General features: G+C 71.5%; 13 protein-coding genes and 1 pseudogene. 9 read left to right on the top strand and 5 right to left on the bottom strand.

What is annotated here, in order from left to right; all coding sequences use genetic code 11:
* The 3 genes and pseudogenes from QH290_RS11495 to QH290_RS11485 form a co-directional block, all read right to left on the bottom strand.
* Positions 1-861, bottom strand: a pseudogene (locus tag QH290_RS11495) (hypothetical protein); the annotation flags it as partial.
* Positions 858-1,232: a hypothetical protein gene (locus QH290_RS11490; protein ID WP_280261554.1), complete on the bottom strand. Its 375-nt coding sequence runs from the start codon at positions 1,230-1,232 to the stop codon at positions 858-860. The gene QH290_RS11490 and the pseudogene QH290_RS11495, both read right to left, overlap by 4 nt.
* Before the next feature lie 76 nt (positions 1,233-1,308).
* Positions 1,309-2,013, bottom strand: coding sequence for an ESX secretion-associated protein EspG (locus tag QH290_RS11485; RefSeq protein WP_280261552.1), 705 nt, complete (start codon positions 2,011-2,013; stop codon positions 1,309-1,311).
* 287 nt (positions 2,014-2,300) lie between these two features.
* Here QH290_RS11485 and QH290_RS11480 point away from each other — a divergent pair, with 287 nt between their 5' ends.
* The 9 genes from QH290_RS11480 to QH290_RS11440 all read left to right on the top strand — a co-directional run bounded on the left by QH290_RS11480 (position 2,301) and on the right by QH290_RS11440 (position 14,359).
* Complete coding sequence (locus QH290_RS11480; protein WP_280382827.1) at positions 2,301-4,979, top strand: phosphoenolpyruvate synthase; 2,679 nt, start codon at positions 2,301-2,303, stop codon at positions 4,977-4,979.
* On the top strand, positions 4,969-8,688 hold the full coding sequence (locus tag QH290_RS11475) for an AMP-binding protein (RefSeq protein WP_280382826.1): 3,720 nt from the start codon (positions 4,969-4,971) through the stop codon (positions 8,686-8,688). The genes QH290_RS11480 and QH290_RS11475 overlap by 11 nt, the downstream gene beginning before the upstream one ends.
* Positions 8,688-8,936, top strand: coding sequence for an acyl carrier protein (locus QH290_RS11470; protein ID WP_280382825.1), 249 nt, complete (start codon positions 8,688-8,690; stop codon positions 8,934-8,936). The genes QH290_RS11475 and QH290_RS11470 overlap by 1 nt, the downstream gene beginning before the upstream one ends.
* Entirely contained in the window at positions 8,933-10,048 is a 1,116-nt protein-coding gene (locus tag QH290_RS11465; protein ID WP_280382824.1) for an SDR family oxidoreductase, read from the top strand. The genes QH290_RS11470 and QH290_RS11465 overlap by 4 nt, the downstream gene beginning before the upstream one ends.
* Positions 10,045-10,953, top strand: a complete 909-nt coding sequence (locus QH290_RS11460) for a nucleoside-diphosphate kinase (protein WP_280382823.1) — start codon at positions 10,045-10,047, stop codon at positions 10,951-10,953. The genes QH290_RS11465 and QH290_RS11460 overlap by 4 nt, the downstream gene beginning before the upstream one ends.
* A complete protein-coding gene (locus tag QH290_RS11455) occupies positions 10,950-11,939 on the top strand; it encodes a ScbA/BarX family gamma-butyrolactone biosynthesis protein (RefSeq protein ID WP_280382822.1) in 990 nt (329 codons plus the stop codon). The genes QH290_RS11460 and QH290_RS11455 overlap by 4 nt, the downstream gene beginning before the upstream one ends.
* Complete coding sequence (locus QH290_RS11450) at positions 11,936-12,976, top strand: hypothetical protein (protein WP_280382821.1); 1,041 nt, start codon at positions 11,936-11,938, stop codon at positions 12,974-12,976. Before QH290_RS11455 ends, QH290_RS11450 begins: the two co-directional genes overlap by 4 nt.
* 216 nt (positions 12,977-13,192) lie before the next feature.
* Positions 13,193-13,720, top strand: a complete 528-nt coding sequence (locus QH290_RS11445) for a DUF4254 domain-containing protein (RefSeq protein WP_280382820.1) — start codon at positions 13,193-13,195, stop codon at positions 13,718-13,720.
* Positions 13,721-13,840: 120 nt separating this feature from the next.
* Entirely contained in the window at positions 13,841-14,359 is a 519-nt protein-coding gene (locus QH290_RS11440) for a pyridoxamine 5'-phosphate oxidase family protein (RefSeq protein WP_280261536.1), read from the top strand.
* On the opposite strand, the gene QH290_RS11435 is transcribed toward QH290_RS11440, so the two are convergent.
* Both QH290_RS11435 and QH290_RS11430 read right to left on the bottom strand, forming a co-directional pair.
* Complete coding sequence (locus tag QH290_RS11435) at positions 14,351-15,448, bottom strand: methyltransferase (protein ID WP_280382819.1); 1,098 nt, start codon at positions 15,446-15,448, stop codon at positions 14,351-14,353. The genes QH290_RS11440 and QH290_RS11435 overlap by 9 nt on opposite strands.
* Positions 15,449-15,485: 37 nt before the next feature.
* A complete protein-coding gene (locus QH290_RS11430; RefSeq protein ID WP_280382818.1) occupies positions 15,486-17,981 on the bottom strand; it encodes a cytochrome P450 in 2,496 nt (831 codons plus the stop codon).
* Between the last annotated feature and the right edge of the window lie 223 nt (positions 17,982-18,204).

Raw genomic sequence — 18,204 nt, 5'->3', positions numbered from 1 at the left:
TGGCGGTGTGTGGGGTGGCGGGGGGGCAGATGGCGTGGGGGGTGGCCCTGGTGTTGTCGGCGGCGGGGCCGGGGGGGGGGGCTGCCCGGGAGCCGGGGTTGCGGGTGGCTGATCTGGAGGTGTGGGTCGTCCGGGGGACGGGGTTGCGGGTGGCTGGTCCGGGGGTGTGGGCTGCCCGGGAGCCGGGGGCGTGGGCGGCTGGTCCGGAGTGGAGTCTTGTGGCCGGTCCGGACTGTTGCCGGGCGGCGGAACCGATTGCGGGGGAGCGGGATACGGCGATCCGGGGGTGCCGGGTAGCGGTGGGGGCGCGGGCAGGGCGGGGACGCCGGTGCCTGCGACCGAGTAGGCGGGCTTGTAGATCATGTTCATCGCCAGCAGGGCCTCCTGGCGCAGCGCCTCCTGAGCCACCTGCGCGTCGATGACGCGGGCGGACTCCAGCACGCGGGCGATCGCGCCGATCGGGCCGGAGTCGCCGGGTGCCACGACGGCCAGCTTGACCGCCTCGGCCGCCGCCGCCAGCGCACCCAGCCGCGCCCCCACCTCGCCCATGACCGCGGCGAGCTCCTCGACCGATTCGGCCAGGGCGCGGCTGCTCGCGGCGGCGGCCTCGGCGGCGGCGCCCTCCCAGTCGGCGGCGTCGATCGCCCGGTCCACGTTGCCGCGGGTGAGCGGCATGGAGGTGGTGAGGGTGCCCGCGGCCTCCAGCCACGCCAGCGACGCCTGCAGGATCTCCCCGGCATCGATCTGCTGGGTACCGGCGTGGATCTGCTCGTGTGGCATCGACTCGAAATGTTCCATCGCGCTGATGTATTCCGGGTCGGTGTCGCGCGACCGCGGGCCGTACCGGAACTCCGCCGTCATCGCGGCGTCCTCGACGAGAGCGCGCGCAGCGCGGCGGAGTGGGCGGCCTCGGCCTCGTCGTGTAATCCGGCGCTGGTCAGGAAGCCCTCCTTCATCCGGTAGGAGGCGGCGATGTGCTGGTCGAGCAGCGTGACGGTATCGCGGGCCTTGCGGGCGAATCCGGCCTGCAGTTGCTGCGCGGAGAAGAACCCGCCGAAGCCGTGCAGCTCGGAGGCCGATTCCAGACGTTGCTGCAGGTGGCGCAGTCGCTCGATCTGCTGGTCGTAGAGCTCGGCGCAGCGCCGCGCCGCGTCCGGATCGAATCGGACGGTGCCGCTCTGCGCCGCCTGCAGAAATCTGGCGATGTCGGCCTGACTCGCCTCGATCGTCATGCGCACCCCCTATGGATCGGTCGGTCGTGACTCAGCCTAATCGGTTGGCCGGTTTCAGGTCAGCACGAGCGGGCCCTCACCGGGGTATGCGCTTCTGTAGGTGCAGGGCGATCTGCTGGGCGGATGCGGGGACCACATGCACCTCCTCACCCGCGCGGATCAGGTAGCGGCCGTCGTCGGCGACATCGATCCAGGTGTAGTAGACCGGGGTCGGCGGATCGTCGCGGTCCAGGCGCGATTCGATGCGGATATGCCCCTCGGCGGTGTGCGGTTTGAGCAGCAGGCGGCGGATGCGCGGGACCGGTGGCTGGGTGGTGACCACGGTTTCCTCGTCGCGCACGGCGGCGGTCGCGGCGGTGCGGGCGGGTTCGCGGCCGGGCGGCGCCTCGGGCAGCAGCGCCGCGATCCGCGCCCCGAGCTTGGCGCTGTGGCCGATCGAGATGTGCACGCGACCGCCGAATCCCGGGCAGCCACCCGGATCCTGGACGGCGAGCACGGCATGGTCGAAGACGGCGGCGCCCAGCGCGCGGATCTCGCTGCCGGGGGTGTGCCGACCGCCGATCGCGACGACCCGGGTGTGCGGCTCGGCCAGAATTCGCAGGCAGGCGGACAGATCGGGATCCGAGCGCAGGGGCAGGCGCGCCTCCAGGGTGCGTCGCAGGGCGGTGGCCTCGTCCTCGGTGCGGGGAGTCTCGAGAATGCGGAGCGGGAACGGGTGGCGATCCAGGTCGGTCTCCCGCCAGATGTGTGCGAACTCGTCCGGTGTGAAAGACCAACTCACGCCGACTAACACCCTTCACCGATCGTCAGGCCCCCCGTAGCGTAGCGGGGCGCCGGGCGAGCGGCCAGACGATCCGAAATCCTCGATCCGGGAGGTGCGCACGTTAACGCCTCTGGATGACACTCGATATATCCGAACAACACCGTGGTGACCGCCTGCGCACCAGGAGCATTCCGGGCTGCCCCGCCGAGGGACGTCCGAAAGTTGAACGTTTCAGATACACCGTGGCAGACCCCGCGGCGCAACCGCCGCGCAGGCGGCATCCGTGCCAGCGACGGGAGGGTGCGGTGCGCGTACTGGATCCGGATACCGAGGATGCCGACGCCTCCGGCGGTAAGGCGCGCGGACTGTGGCGGCTGCGGCGCGCGGGCCTGCGGGTGCCGGAGTGGGTCACGCTGGAATCGGCGCTGTTCGACCGGCTGGACCCCGAAGTCGTCTCTGCCGCAGCGGAATTCACCGCCTCGGCCGACCTGGAGCAGGCCCTGGCGCGCGGTGCCGCGCTGCGCGCGCGGCTCGTCGCGACACCGCTGCCGCCGGAGGTCGCCGACCGCGTCCGCGACGCCTGTGCACGGCTCGGCGATGTGGCGGTGGCGGTCCGCTCCTCGGCCGCGGTGGAGGACGGCGCGGCGTATTCGTTTGCGGGCCAGTTCGATTCGCTGCTGAACCGCAGGGGTGCCGAGGCGGTCGGTGCCGCGGTTCTGCGGTGCTGGGCGTCGGCATGTTCGGAGCGGGTGATCCGCTACGCCTTCGCGCACGGCCTGCCCCTGCCCGCCGTGCCCGCGGTGGTGGTGCAGCGGCTGGTCGCGGCGCGGGCCGCGGGCGTGCTGTTCACGGCCGATCCGATGACCGGCGCCCCGGACGAACTCGCGATCGGCGCCGTCTACGGCCTGGGCGAGGGCCTGGTGTCCGGCGCGGTGGATGCGGATTCGCTTGTGGTGGACAAGGTTTCGGGAACCGTGCTGGAGTCCGTGCGCGGCGAGAAGGCGGTGGCGTACCGGCCCGACGGCGACAACGGCTGCGTGGCGGTGCCGGTGGCCGCCGAACAGGGCGCGCGGGCGGTGCTGTCGGAGGCCGAGGTGGCGGAGCTGGTCGAGCTGGGCCGCCGGGTCGAAACCGTATTCGGCGCACCGCAGGACATCGAGTGGGCGATCGACGAGCAGGGCCTGTGGGTGCTGCAGGCGCGGCCGATCACCACCGCGGTGGGCGCGCGCCTGCGCGGCGCCGGTGAGCGTCTCGACCCCGGTGAGCTGCGAATCTGGGACAACTCCAACATCATCGAGAGCTTCAACGGACTCACCTCGCCCCTGACCTTCACCACCGCCGCCGATATCTACGGCCGGGTCTACCGCGGTTACGCGCAGTCGCTGCGAGTGCCGCCGCGGCAGTTGCGCCAGACCGATGCCTGGACGGGCGTGCTGCTGGGCAGCTTTCACGGCCGGGTGTACTACAACCTGCTGCACTGGTACCGGATGGTGGGGATCGCGCCCGGCTATCCGCTCAACCGCCGGGTGCTGGAGGCGGCACTCGGGGTCGCCGAGCCGCTGCCCGGCGAGATCGCGAAAACGCTGCGGCCCTTCACCTTTGCCAATCCGGCGGCGCGCCTGTGGTCGCGCACCGTGACCACGGTGACCTATCTGCGGCGCATAGCGGGTATCGACGCCATGATGGAGCGGTTCCTGGCCGAGTTCTACCGCGTCTACGACGGATTCGACGCCGTCGACGACGCCCGGCTGACCGGTGCGCAGGCCTACGCCCGCTACCGCGAACTGGACCGGGAGCTGGTCGAGCGCTGGGGTCCGCTGATGGTGCTCGACGCCATCCTGCTGACGCTCACCGGTGCGCTGTACATGCTGACCAGGCTGCTGCTACCCAACGCGCCCGAATGGTTCCTCTATGCCGCCGCGAGCCCCGGGGACGAGGTGGAATCGGCCGAACCGGCGCGGGCGATGGCGGCCATGGCCGAGGTGGTGCGGGCGGATCCGCGGCTGCGCGCGATCGTGGAGAAGGTGCCACCCGAGCGCATCCGTGCCGAGCTGCGGGCCGCCGGTCACACCGAATTCCTCACGCGCGTAGACGATTACGTGGACCGGTACGGCTACCGCAGCATCGACGAGCTGAAGCTGGAGACGCCGGATCTGCGCGAGGATCCGGCGAGCCTGTTCGTGCTGCTGCGCGGCGCGCTGCCCCGGGAGCGGTCGCGTCGCGGCGACGAGGCGGACGCCTACCTGGCCGAGCACCTGCACGGGATGCGCCGCGCACTGTACGAGCGGCTGCGCCGCAAGGTCGGCCGCTGCGCCGCGCACCGGGAGCGGCTGCGATTCTGCCGCACCCGCGCATTCGGCATGGTGAAGCGGATGATCCGGGTGATGGGCCGGGATCTGGCCGAGCGCGGGATCATCGACGAATTCGCCGACGTCTTCCACCTGACCGTGCGGGAGTTGCGCGGGTGCTACGAGGGCGCGGACACCACGCCGCTGCGCCGGGCGGTCGCGGCCCGAAAGCAGCAGCGGGCCGGTGATTCCCGGCTGGTCGCGCCCGCGCGCTTCGTCACCCGCGGTCCGGGGTTCGGGCGCGCCGAACTGGCCGCACAGGGCTGGGTGCCGAGCACCGACCTGCCCGCCGCGACGGCCGGAGCGGTGCTGACCGGCACGCCGTCGGGGCCCGGGGTCGCCACCGGCCGGGCCGTCGTGGTCGACCAGCCGCGCGACGTCGCGGGCGGGGTGCTGGTCACCTATCGCACCGATCCGGGCTGGGTGGCCGCGCTGCCGTCGGCCGCGGCGCTGGTGATCGAGCGCGGCAGCCCGCTGACCCACGTCGCGATCGTCGCGCGCGAACTCGGCGTGCCGACGGTCGTGCAGGTGCCCGACGCCACCACCAGAATTCGCACCGGGATGCGGGTTCGAGTCGACGGCACCGGTGGAACCCTCACCGTGCTGAGCGAAGGAGACGGTTCCCATGCGGGCTGACGACGATATCGCGCGGGTGCGGGGCTGGCTGGCCGATCCCGCCGAGGACACCGGCATCCATCTGGCCGATGAGGACGACGGGTGGGAATTCCGGTCCTACCGGGAAGTGGCGGAGCTGGCCTGGGCGGTCGCGGCGCGGCTGCGCGGTGCGGGCCTGGTCGGCGGCGCCGGTGCCTGCGTGATCATGCCGACCGGATTCCCCTGTGTGGCGGCGTTTTACGCCGTGTGGGCCTGTGGCGGGGTGTTCACGCCGGTCGCGCCGCCGACGTTCGGCGATCCGGCGCAGTACATCTCGCACGTCGCGGAGATCCTGCGGCAGGCGGAGCCGCGCGTGGTGGTGACCTCCGCCGAGCTGGAAGCGCTGGTGCGGCAGGCGATGTCGGATGCCGGGCACGCCGACGAACCGCTGCTGATCGGGGAGCCGGAACCGGTGGCGGAGCGGCGGTTCGGTGCCCCGGCCGACTGCGCGCTGGTGCAGTTCACCTCCGGGTCCACCGGTACGCCGCGCGGTGTGCGGGTGTCGTGGCGCAACCTCGCCGACAACATCGCGATGATCACCCGGCTGGTCGACTGGCGGGCCGGGGAGGCGATGGCGTCGTGGCTGCCGCTGTATCACGACATGGGGCTGGTGGGGGCGTTGTTCACCACCGTCACCAACCAGGGGGATCTGTATCTGATGCGCCCCGACCAGTTCGTTCGCGATCCGGTGCGGTGGCTGCGGGCGATGACCCACGCCCAGCATTCGCCGTCGCCGTCGTTCGCGCTCGGCTATGTGGCGCACCGGGTTTCGCCCGAGCAGATCGCCGAGCTGGACCTGTCCGGGTGGCGGACGCTGGCGGTGGGCTCCGAGCCGGTCGAGGTCGCGGATCTGTCGTCCTTCGCGGAACTGGCGGGACCCCAGGGCTTTTCGGCGCGGGCGTTCACCCTCGCCTACGGCCTGGCGGAGGCGACGCTGATGGTGACCTCCTCCGCCCGTAACCGTCCGCTCACCGCGCTGCGGCTGGACGGCGCGAGTCTGCGCTTCGGGCAGCCGATCCGGGTGGTGGCAGAGGCCGCCCTGGACGACGGACGATGGGTGACGGGGCCGGGCTGGATCACCGGGCTGGGGTATTCGACCACGGAATCCATGGTCCGGGTCGTCGACGAGGACGGCCGGGAGCTGCCGGACGGGACCCTCGGCGAGATGGTGGTGACCGGCGACTCGGTGGCCCTGGGCTACACCCGCACGGCGGACGGCGGCACCCGGATCGAGGACGGCCTGCTGCGCACCGGTGACGCCGGATTCCGCTATCGCGGAGAGGTTTTCGTGCTCGGCCGGATGGGCTCGAGCCTGAAGGTGCGGGGCCGGTCGGTGTTCATGGAGGACATCGAGTCGCGGGTGGCCCGCGAAACCGGCATCACCAAGGGCAAGCTGGCTGCCGTCGCACTCACCGACGGCGGGTCGCAGGGCGTCGCGCTGTTCGCCGAGACGGCGCCCGGTCCGTGGATCGCACAGGCCCGCAGCATCGTTCGCGGTGCGCTGGGACCGGCGCAGACCGCTACGATCGTCACCGGTCCGCGGGGATTCATCCGACGCACCTCGAGCGGCAAACCCCGCCGCAGGCATATGTGGCAGCTGTTCCGCGACGGGGCACTGCGCGGTGCCGAGGTCCATGACGACGCCGGGGCGGACCCGCCGTCCCCCGGCCCGATGGGTGACCGCGCCCAACCGGCGCCGGTGCTGCCTGTGGAAGCCGCACAACAGCTGCTCGACCGGGCACTGAACCAGGTTGCGGTGGCGGAGAATTCGGCGATGCTGCTCGAGGGCTCGCTCGCGGAGGGATTCGGCAACGCGGCCTCGGACGTCGACTTCCTGGCCGTCGCCCCCGGCGCCGCGGACCTGCCGACGCTGCCCACCGTGCTGTTCCTCGACGGGCGTCGGGTGGAGGTGCGGACCCGATCGGTGGGGCAGCTGCGCGGCCAGCTCGAGCGGGTGGCGCGGGCCGAGCGCCCCGCGGCGCTGGACGAGGACGTCCTCAACCGTTGCCAGCGCTTCCTGTGGGCCACCGTACTGCGCCCCGGCCCCGACCTCACCGAATTGCGCTCGCTGCTCTCGTATTCCGAATTCGCGCGGATAGTCGACGAATGGTGGTCCGAGCGCGCCCGGCAGGCCCTGCGCTACGCGGTGGCGCTGCACGCCATGGGCGAGCGGGAGGAGGCCACCGCATGGTCCCGTGACGGCCTGCTGCAAGCGGTGAAGGCATGGGCGGCCCGCCGCGGCGAGACCTACCTCGAAACCAAGTGGCTACCGGAGCAATTGGACCGGATCGACGCGGGCGCTGCGGCCGGGAGCGTCCCGCCGGGGGAGAGCAACTCTCGCGCACGCCCGGCGCCGCCAGCGGCCCCGCCCGCAGCGACGGCGGCTGGGGGAGAGCAGTCCGGCGTGGATGCGCTGTCCGGTACCGCGGACGGCCGAGAACCGGCGGATGCGACCCGAGCGGACGGCGTGGTCGCAGGTGCGCCCAGCTCCCGGGGCGTGGCAACCGGATCCGCTGCGGCGTACGACCGGGTAGCCGAGCGCGGGCAGGTGTATGGGGCAGGAGCTGCCGGGAGGGCGGAGGGGCCGGGTGACAGCTCGCGTGCGGCGGTGTCGAGGGTGGGGCGGAGCGTGGCTGATGCGGGCGGGTCCGGGCGGGGGTTGATCGGGCGGTATCGAGCGTTGGGTCGGTCGGCGGGTTGTCCCGAGATACTCGCGCTGGCAGCGGAATTCGGTGTTACGGAGGTGTCCGACGATCCCGATCGGGTGGTGGTCACCCGGATGCCGGGTGTGACCACGTGGGGCATCGGGGGACGCGTGCATGTGATTCGGGGCGACAGCGACGTGTTCGTGCTGTCGGAGCGTGGTGGGCGTGCCTGGCGGTCGGTGGTGCTGCGGCGGTCGGTGGCGGAATTGCTGGGGCACAACGATATCGGGGGCGAGCTGGCCGAATTCGTGCGGCTCGGACTCGTGGGGCTGCGGTGGCGCGGTGGCGGGGAGATCGCCCCGGCGCTGGCGATGTGCAAACCGCTGCGGCCCTACACCCCTGTGCCGGGACGGGCAGCACCCGCGCTCGGGCTGTCGGGGGCGGCACGGGCGTCCGGCCCGGACGGCGCCGAGCCCGTCGCGACGCTGTCCCCGCTGCCCGCCTCGCGGTTCATCGGCTGCGCGCTCGATCTGGTGTGGTCGAATGTGGTGCTGGAGAACGCGCGGGAGGACCTGGTCGGGGCCGTGAGGAGCGGCCAGGGCGCGGTCGCCGATATCGCGGCCCATCGACTGGTGGCCATGTGCGTGCGAATGCTGTTGTCGGCGTACGGTATTCATCCACTCCCGGCCGATGTCGCCCCGGTTCGCACGCTGGCCCGGCTGCTGCCGGAGCCGACCGTCGAGCGGGCGGAATCGGTGGCAGCGGCGGGGCGCGTAGACTTTTCGCAGACGCTCGCGGCCGGTGACGACCCCCTGGCCGAGCTGGCTCGGCTCGACGATCTCGTGACCAGGGTGCGCGCCCACGTCGGCGGCGACGACTTCCCGGCCTCCTTCGACTCGCGGGAGCAGTGGCGGCGCACCCTGGACATCAGCTACGACTGGCTGCGCGTCGCCGGCTACCTGGATACCGATCTGCCGCTGGACGAGGCCCGCGACCTGCTGACCTCCGGCGGCAGGCAACCGCATCTGCGGAAAGGAGGTCCGTGATGACCACCGTGAACGACGGTGTGGCGCACCGTGTTCGGCTGTTGATCGAGGCGATGGCTCCCGAACCCCGTGCGGGCGCGGACGATCGCCGCCTCGTCGAGCACCTCGGATTCGACTCGCTGCGCCTGATGGAACTGACCGTGGTGCTGGAGCGCGCCTTCGCGCTGCCGCGCTACCGGCCCGAACAACTCACCGGCGTCCGGCGGGTCGGCGACGTCGTGGCCCTGATCGAGGAGACGCTGTCGTGACCGGGCGGTGCGAGGTGCTCGTCAGCGGCGCCAGCGGGCTGGTCGGGGCCGAGGTGGCCGCCCGGCTGGTCGCCGCCGGAACGCCGGTGACCACTGTGCTGCACCGCAATTCGCGGATCCTGCGGAACTGCGGCGGTGTCGTCGACACCGCCGTATCGGTGACCGGCAACGTCCGCCGCCCGCGCTTCGGGCTGCCCGCGCGGGCCGAATCCGAGCTGGCGGGGCGGGTGGGGGTGGTCGTGCACGCGGCGGCCACCACCGCATTCGACGCCACCGCCGAGGAGTACGAGGAACTCAATGTGCGCGGTACCGCGCACGCCATCGACCTGGCCCTGCGCTGGGACGTGCCGCTGGTGCACGTGAGCACCGCCTACGTCTGCGGCATGCGCGGCGGGACGGTGACCGAATCCGAGCTGGACGCCGGGCAGGAATTCGGAAATGGGTACGAGGACAGCAAGTTTCGCGCCGAACGGCTGGTGCGGGGCACGCCGGGCCTGCGGTGGGCGATCGTCCGCCCCGGCATCGTCACCGGTGCCACCGGTACCGGCGCCATCCGCGACTACAAGAATCTGTACACGGTCGTGAAGCTGATCGTGGAGGGCAAGCTGCGATCGCTGCCGGGCCGGTACGACGCCACGCTGTCGCCTGCGCCGGTCGATCATGTCGCCGATGTCATCGCGGCCGTGGTCGGCGATATCGACTCGGCCCACGGGCGCACCTTTCACGCCGTCGGCCGCGACACCCTGTCGCTGCGTGAGGTTTCCGACGTTCTCGCCGAATACCCGTCGTTCCACGTGGCGACGTTCGTCCCCGCGGCCTCGTTCGCGGTGGACGACCTGGATCCGATCGAACGCGAGTACTACCTGCGCATCGGATCGCTCTACACCAGCTATTTCACCCGCCGCCTGCGCTTCGATACGACGAATACCGATGCGCTGCTGGGCCGCCCGTCCCCCACCACCGGCAAGGACTACCTGCGCACACTGCTGGACTTCTGCCTCGAGTCCGGCTACCTGGGCACCCCACTGCCCTCCATCGAGGAGGTACTCGCGTCGCAAACCGACAACGAAGCGACGGCCGGACAGTCATCTCGTCGGGAGGGGTGGCTGTGACTGCCGGGTTGCGGGAATTGCTGGCGCCGTTGACGCCGGTGGCGGCGAAGGCGGATGCCTACGCCGCCGATACATATGTGCAGGAATGTGCGGCCCAGCTGGACGAGATCGGGATGGATGCCGCGAAATTCGCGTGCGAGCACTCGATGGTGCTGGTGAAGCCCGACGCGATCGTGGCACGGGCCGTGCGGCCGACCTTGAACTGGCTGCGAGACAACGACTTTCGAGTGGTCAGCGCCCGAACGCTCACCGCGGACCGGCATTTGGTGCGCGCGCTGTGGTACTTCGCGTGGAATATCGCCTCACCGGAACGCCGCCGCCTCGCCGATCTGCTGGCGGGGATCTCCGATGCGCTGGTGCTCGTGGTCTCCGGCCCCGTGCGCGAGCTGCCGACCCCGGTGCGGCTGACCGCGGCGAAGGGCGCCACCGACCCGCGCAAGCGCCGCCCCGGCGAGCTGCGCCACCTGCTCGGCCACGACAGCTACCTGCTGAATCTCGTGCATTCGCCCGACGACCCGGCGGATGTCCTGCGCGAGTTCGCGATCTATTTCGATGAGCGCACCCGCTCACGGGTGCTGGCCCAGGTGTGTACCGGCATCGACCGCTCGGAACAGGCCGCGACCCTGGCCGACGACCTCTACTTCCACACGCCCGCCCGCGATTTCGACCGCGGCGGCGCACTCGACCGCATCCTGGTCGACCTCGGTGGCGCGCCCGCCGGATTCGACCCGTCGTCCGACGAGGACTGCGCGCGGCTGCTGCGCCGGGCCTGGGCGGCGGATCGGGCCATGGACGCGTGGTCGGTGATCGTACTCGGCTCCCAGGTGCTGCCCATGCGCACCGGCACCGGACCGCAGACGCTGCCGCCGGTCGGCGCGCACGATTGGTTGGAGGATCGATCATGACGACGGATACCGCGACGGCGCGGGCCGTGAGCCACGACCGCACCATCTCCCGGCTGCTGGCGCACCGCTGCGCGGTGTCGGAGGTCTTCGTCACCTCGCTGCACGCCGTGTCGCCGGACGAATACGTGGCCGGTGCCCAGCTGCCGCGCATGCACGCCTACTATGGCGATCACGCCGAACCTCTTGCCTCCCACCATGACCCGCTGCTGGTGATGGAGGCGGCACGGCAGGCCGCGATCGCGCTCACGCACGAATACTTCGGCGTGCCATCGGATATGGCGTTCATCGTGCGCACCTTCAACGGCGCCGCCGACGACAGCGCCGCCTGGTCGATCGGGCGGGCCCCGACCGATCTGATCATGACCGTCTACATCACGCGGCGGCACAGGCGCGCGGGTGCGGTGTGCGGACTGGACATGGTGCTCGAGATCGACCGCGGCGGCGTGCCGATGATGACCGTCGACGGCTCCTTCACCTGGGTTCCCCCGCGCGGATGGGATCGGCTGCGCGCCGAGTCACGGAAAAGCCTGGGCCTGGGGCCTTTTCACGGCGCACCCGTGCACACCGAGCGCGCGGCACCGGCGGCGGTGGCGCGGGAGAATCGGCGCAACGTCGTGATCGGGCCGGTCCGGCGCCGGGGTGCGGCCGCCGCCGCGGCCCTGGTCGCGGACACGGCGCACCCGTTCCTGTTCGATCATCCGCTCGACCACGTGCCCGGGAGTCTGCTCATCGAGGCCGCCCGGCAGACGGCCTCGGCCGTGCTGATGCCGCGTCCACCCCGATTGCGCCGCGTCGCGAGCACTTTCGACCGGTTCGTGGAGCTGGACCGGGCGGCCGAATGTATCGCGGAGATCGTGGCATCGGCGCCGCCGACCATCCGCTGCGTCATCCGGCAGAGCGGCGCCGTCGCCGCGAGCATCGACCTCGAGTTCGCGGGCCGGGAGGAGGACTCGTGCGCGGGACCGGCCGGACGCGGCGGTATATGAGTGAGGACACGGGCCTCGGCCGGGGCGCCGTGGCGACGATAGGCCGTCTGGCGCGGTTCACCCGGGCCCGATACGAGCCGCACTACCTGCTGTACGCTGTGTTGTTCACTCTGGCCGTGGAGGGCACGGCCGCGCTGGTGTCGGATCCGGCGGCGCCGTGGCGGCCGGGCGGCGCGACCGTGGTGCGCGGCGCGGTGGTGGCGATCGTGCTGCTGTACCTGCGGATGGTGGACGAGCAGAAGGATCTCGACTACGACCGCGAGCATCACCCGGACCGGCCGCTGGTGACCGGCGCGGTGAGCGCGGGGGAGTTGCGGGCCGGTATGGGACTGATCGCGGTCGCGGCCATCGCCGGATCGCTGGCGCTGTCGGTGCGATCAGCCGTAATGATCGCCGCCGCACTGGGTTACGGCCTGGCGCTGTGGGGAGTGGAGCGGCTGTCGGCGACGGTGCGCGAGGCGATCCTGGTCAATCTGGCGGTCACCTATCCGGTGCAACTGATCATCATGGGCTACCTCGTGGTCTCGGCGATCGACACCGGTCAGGTCGAATCCGGCTGGGCGGCAGCGGCGGTCGCGGTGGTCTTCGCCGGGGCCTTTCTCCAGTTCGAATTCGCCCGCAAGACGGTGCGCGAGCCACGCCCGGGGGAGATGTTCTATTCGAATGTACTGGGCGCCACCGGGAGTGCGGTGTCGGCGGTGCTGTGGGCCGTGGTGGCTGTCGGGGGTGAGCTGCTGCTGGTGCGGCCGTGGGATTATCCGATGCCGCGTGCCTTCCTGGCGTGGATCCCGTTGGCGCTGCTGATATTTCCACTGGCGGCGGCCGCCGGATTCGTGTGGAACGGTCTTTCGCAACGCCCGACATCCCGTCCGCCCGACATCGGCGGGCCGGCCGATGCGACGGATCGACTCGACGTGGCGCAGTCCTCGCGCCGCGGCGCCACGCCGCCTCGGGAACGGTATCCATCAGCCCCCGCGGTGATCTTCGTCCTTACGCTGTACGCCACACTCGTCGCCCAGGCGCTACTACTGCCGTGATCTCGGCCGATGGTCACCGCAGGGCCACCGAAAGGGCAGTGGCAGGGCCGGGCGAATCACGCATGCTGGACAGTGCACCCGGCGCCGCATGGAGATGTCCCCTTCGCAGAGAGCGGCGCGCCGGATCCGGTGCGGTCCGCCCTTGCCGCGCCGGGCTCGCGGTCCGGCGTCCGCGTGCGGCGCCGGGTGCGCTCCGCTCGCCGCTTGGAGGTACAGATGTACGTACCGCAACCGGACGGCATGGATCGGCCGTCCGCCGGTCCCGTGGTCGCGCGCGCCGTCGAGCGGGCCGCCGCCCGGCATCGCGGTGCGGCGCGAGGGCGATCCGACGGCCCCGCCCCCGTCCTGCCCGACTGGCACGAGCTGCTGTCCGCATTCCTGGGTCACATCGGCGACGCGCCCGGCGACCATCCGGTCACCCGCAGCGCGCGTGCTCTGGCCGAACTCCACCTGGGCCGCCGCGCCGATCCGCTGCGCGCATCCGAAATCGACGGCCGCCGTGGCGAACTCGTCGCATACATCGACGACTGGGTGGCCGCGCACACGGTCGCCCGCCCGCGCGCGCAATCGCTCGGCGCCGCCGTCGACGCCATGGCCGCCGCCCAGGTGCGCGCCGCCCACCTGCTGCGCAGCGTCGACGACGTGAGCGACGAGCGGGTGCACGCCGCCTGGTTCCTGCTGGCCTCGCTGGCGGACCGCTGGACCGACCTGGTACAGCAGACGACCGGTGCGCGGGCGGGGTGAGGGCGGCACCTCGCCGAATGCCCGCATTTCGCCATATTCCCGTTTGGGCCGGGGTGAATACGGGAACGTCGTTAGGACCCTCATGCATACGGGCACACGACGAGCGGGGCACACAGCGCAATGAGCAGCCGAGCCGAGGATCACCCACGGCAGCAGCGGCCGTCGAATCTTTCCACCGCACACCTGCACGACGGCGAGCGCGAACGGATAATCGAGGATATGGGCGCTCCCGCGCAGCAGGTTCCGCGCGACTTGACCAATGCCGAGTCGCTGCGGTTGCTGTCCCGCGTGCGGTTCGGGCGGATCGTGTTCGCCCGTTACGCGCTACCGACCATCCGCCCGGTCAACCACATCGTCGACGACGACGCGATCGTCATCCACGCCAACCGCGGTGCCGCGGTGAGCCCGGACCGGCAGGTGGTGGCCTACGAGGCCGATACCATCGATGAGCGCACCCATCGGGGCTGGTGTGTCATCGTCACCGGAACCGCCGAGGTGGTCACCGATCCGGACGAGCTCGAGCGGTATCGCGGGCTGTTGCGGCCGTGGCTGCCGGGCCCGCGCGACCATATCGTGCGGATCGAACCCGACATCATCACCGGCGTCGAATTCGTCGACCCGGACGAACCGCTACTGTGACGGTCCGGCCGGGCGAGCCTCGATCACCGATTCCGGGCAGATCGTGGGCACGACGCGGTCGACGGCGAATCCGGTGGCCGCCAGCAGCTTCCGGTATTCGGCCTCGGTGCGTTCGCGGCCGCCGCTGTGGACCAGCATCTCCAGGTCGATGAACTTCCCCGGATGCGGTCCGCCGTCGCGGGGCAGCAGCAGTTCCACGATCAGCAGGCGGGAGTCGCCGGTCATCGCGGCGCGCACGGTGCGCAGGATCTGCGCGGCCCGCTCATCGGGCCAGTCGTGCAGGACGTGCCGGAGCAGATACGCGTCCCCGCCGGACGGCACCGCATCGAAGAAGGATCCGGAACGCACCGAAATCCGGTCCGCCACAGCGGTTTCGGCCAGGCTCGCCGCCGCACCGGCCACCACCTCCGGCAGATCGAACAGAATGCCGCGCGACCGCGGTGCGCGGGCGAGGATCTCCGCCAGCATCGCGCCCTGCCCGCCGCCGATATCGACGAGGTTGCCGAATTGGGCGAAATCGTATGTGGCGGCGACGGGTTCGGCCGTCAGCGACCCGATGCTCGTCATCGCCCGATCGAACAGGGCGCCGAATTCCGGGTCGGTGCGGGCGAATTCGAAGAACGACGCGGCGCCGGTCGCCGGTGTGCCCGTGCGCACCGCGTCGGCGAGCCGGGACCAGTGCGCACGGTGGGTCGCGGAACCGAAGAACAGCGCGGCGTCGCGCAGCGAGACCGGTGCGTCGCGGCACAGCGCCCGCGCGGCCGGGGTGAGCGCGTACCGGCCGTCGCGGCGTCGGGCGAAGATCCCGTAGGAGGCGAGCAGCCGCAGCAGCCGGCCCAGCGCATCCTCGTCGGCGCCGACCGCGCGGGCCAGCTCGCCGCGGGTGCGCGGGCCCGCGGCGAGCGCATCGGCGACACCGAGCGCCGCCGCGGCGTGGACGGCCTGGGTGAGCCAGCCCGCGGCGAGCAGTTCCATCAGGGTGACCGGGCCCGGCGCGAGGCCGCGATACACCCGGCCGAGGGCGTTGCGCAGCCGTTCCACGGCCCGGACCACCGGAATCGGCGGTGCGAAGGGGAGGCCGAACGCCATCACGACTCCTCGGTCGGGTTCGCGGTCGGTGTCGAGCCTACGTCCCGGGAGTCCCGCGCTGGAGCAACGCCACCGGCAGCCGCGCCGGGGCGGCGACGAAATCCCGGCTGGACGGGCGCACCCGATAACCGGGCTGGGGCACCGGCTCCCAGCGCGAGAACAGCGCGGCGGTCTGGAGGAGGATCGTCATCATCGCGAAATTGCTGCCCGGGCAGTGCCGGGTGCCGACCGAGAACGGCAGCACGGCCGCGCGGTCGATGGTCTCGGCGCGGCCGGGCGACCAGCGCTCGGGATCGAAGGTCTCCGGATCCGGGAACCAGCGTGCGTCGTGATGAATCATGTACGGGCTGAACACCACCATCGCGCCGGGCGGCAGCGCGAACGCACCGACGCGGACCTCGCCTGCCGCGGTCTGCGTGCTGACCCACGGTGCCCACATGCGCAGCGTCTCCTGCAGCGCCCGGCGCAGGTGGGGCAGGGCCCCGGCGTGTTCCGGGCGGACCGGGTCGGCGCCGACCACCTCGTCCAGTTCGGCGCGCACCCGCGCCATCACCTCCGGATTGCGCATCAGCTCGCACCACAGCCAGCCGAGCGTCGAGGCGGTCGACCCGATCCCGGCGGCGAGCATGAGCAGCAACTCGTCGACGATCTGCTCGTCCGACAGCCGGGTCCCGGTCTCCGGGTCGACGTGGGCGATGAGCGCGGACAGCACATCGGGGAAATCGCTGTCGCGGCGGCGGTATTCGGTGACGACCGCGCCGATCTCCGTGCGCAGCCGGTCCGCGCGGGAACGGAAGCTCCGGTTGGCGAGCGGTCGCAGTCGGCGCACGGATTCGGGCAGTGCGGCGCGCTGGACGATCTGGCCCAGCAGCCACGGAACGTGGCGCTGGATCTCGTCTTTCGCGTCGGCGCTGAAATCGGCCGTGAACAGCGTCGCCGAGAGGGTGTCGAGGACGACGCGATGGGCCTCGTCCATCAGATTCGCCCGGCCCGCCCGCAGCCCGTCCGACCAGCGATCGGCGATATCGGCCGCGGCCTCGGCGTATTCGAGTAGGCGGCGCTGGCGCAGGGCCGGGGCGACGAGGCGGCGGCGCAGTTCGTGCGGCGCGCCGCTGAGCACGTTGGATGCCTCGTGGATGACGTCGTGCATCGCGTCCCGCAGCTCCTCGCGGTGGAACTCACCGGCCTCGCCGAAGGCGACCTGCCGGATGAGTTCCGGGGTGGTGAGCACATAGGCCGGGCGGGCGCCCAGCTGCACCCGCACCACCGGGCCCAGCGGGCTGAGCGAGGTGACGAAGCCGAGGGCGTCGCGCAGCACGTGCAGGCTGTGACCGAGGAGGGGGAGTGTGCCCGGGGCGGTGGGGATTTCGGATTCCGGACGGGCGGGTTCGGAGGGTGTCGTTCCGGCGATCGCCTCGTCGTAGACCTCGAGGAGCTGTTCGGTCTGCGCCGACTGGCGGGCGGAATCGGCTTGTGCGGCCAGCTTTTCGCGCATCTCGGCCAAGCGGGTCCGGTCGGTGGCCAGCTCCTGCAAGGTCTCGGCGATCGCGGCGGGCGAGGGGCCGTGTGTGCGCACGCCGCCGCCGTCGGGAATCGATTCGGCCAGATCGCGATCGCAATACACCACCGGCAGGCCGACCACGACCGCCTCCAGCAGCGCCATGCCCTGGGTGTCGAAACCGCTGGAGGGGAACAGCAGGACATCGTGTTCGCGCATGGCCGCGAGGCATTGCGCCTGGCTCACCTCGCCGTGCAGCCGGATGCGTCCGCCTGCGCCCGCGGCGATCTCCTTGACCTTGTCGAATTCCGTTCCGCCGCCGTAGATGTCGAGTTCGCAGCGGTCGGCCAGGACCACCGCCTCCACGGCCGCGAGGGGGCGTTTCTCGGCCGACAGCCGCCCGCACCACAGTGCGCGCAGCGGCTCGGGTGCGGTGTCGCCGGTTCGGGGCTTGTCCACTGTTATCTCCGCCTCCGGCGCCTCGGCCGGGTCTCGCTGATTCGAAAGGTAGTGCCGCCGAGGGGGTTCGGCGGATCGGGGGTCGTGCGTGGGGTTGTCCTCGCGCGGTGGGCCGGGACCCGACGGGCCGAGGTTCGCCAGGAGTTCGTCGTCGATTCCGTTGGATACCACGTGGATCGGGCGGTCGAGGCCGTGGGCGCGCAGGCGGCGGGCGAAATGATGGGACGGGACGACGACCACGTCCGCGGCCCCGGCATGGCCGACCACAGTGCGCCAGGCGTGGTGTGCGGCACGGGATTCGGCCGGTCGCGGTGTCCGGGCGGAGCCGCGCAGGTACAGGCCGTGCAGCCCACGCAGGGCCAGCGCGGTGAGATACGGCACGGGCGAGGTGTGCTCGATGAAGGCATCGTCGCGGCTGTGCACCGACTGCACCAGCGGCACCCCGTGCCGCCGCGCCGCCCGCACCCCCGATATTCCGACGCCATAGGTGGTATGCCCGTGCACGACATCCACGGGCCCGCGCCCCGCGAACACATCATCGATGAACCGATCATTGCCCCTTGACGGTATGACCACCGGATAACCATTGACCCGCACACCGGGCAACCCGGACAGGAAAAAGACGTCCGGGTCTGTGGTGGTCGAAAAGTGTGTGTCCGGGTCTGTGGTGGTTGGAACGTGTGTGTCCGGGTTGGTGGTGGTTGGAACGTGTGCGTCCGGGTTGGTGGTGGTTGGAACGTGTGTGTCCGGGTTGGTGGTGGTTGGAACGTGTGCGTCCGGGTTGGTGGTGGTTGGAACG

Origin of the sequence: Nocardia wallacei, from assembly GCF_029869545.1 — a bacterium.
Lineage (GTDB): Bacteria > Actinomycetota > Actinomycetes > Mycobacteriales > Mycobacteriaceae > Nocardia > Nocardia wallacei_A.
This window is presented reverse-complemented; position numbering and strand designations above follow the sequence as displayed.

Excerpts from the sequence above, each read along its gene's own strand:
- QH290_RS11490 (WP_280261554.1), bottom strand. The coding sequence starts at position 1,232 with ATGACGATCGAGGCGAGTCAGGCCGACATCGCCAGATTTCTGCAGGCG.
- QH290_RS11475 (WP_280382826.1), top strand. The coding sequence starts at position 4,969 with ATGCGGGCTGACGACGATATCGCGCGGGTGCGGGGCTGGCTGGCCGAT.
- QH290_RS11470 (WP_280382825.1), top strand. The coding sequence starts at position 8,688 with ATGACCACCGTGAACGACGGTGTGGCGCACCGTGTTCGGCTGTTGATC.
- QH290_RS11455 (WP_280382822.1), top strand. The coding sequence starts at position 10,950 with ATGACGACGGATACCGCGACGGCGCGGGCCGTGAGCCACGACCGCACC.
- QH290_RS11450 (WP_280382821.1), top strand. The coding sequence starts at position 11,936 with ATGAGTGAGGACACGGGCCTCGGCCGGGGCGCCGTGGCGACGATAGGC.
- QH290_RS11445 (WP_280382820.1), top strand. The coding sequence starts at position 13,193 with ATGTACGTACCGCAACCGGACGGCATGGATCGGCCGTCCGCCGGTCCC.
- QH290_RS11440 (WP_280261536.1), top strand. The coding sequence starts at position 13,841 with ATGAGCAGCCGAGCCGAGGATCACCCACGGCAGCAGCGGCCGTCGAAT.
- QH290_RS11435 (WP_280382819.1), bottom strand. The coding sequence starts at position 15,448 with ATGGCGTTCGGCCTCCCCTTCGCACCGCCGATTCCGGTGGTCCGGGCC.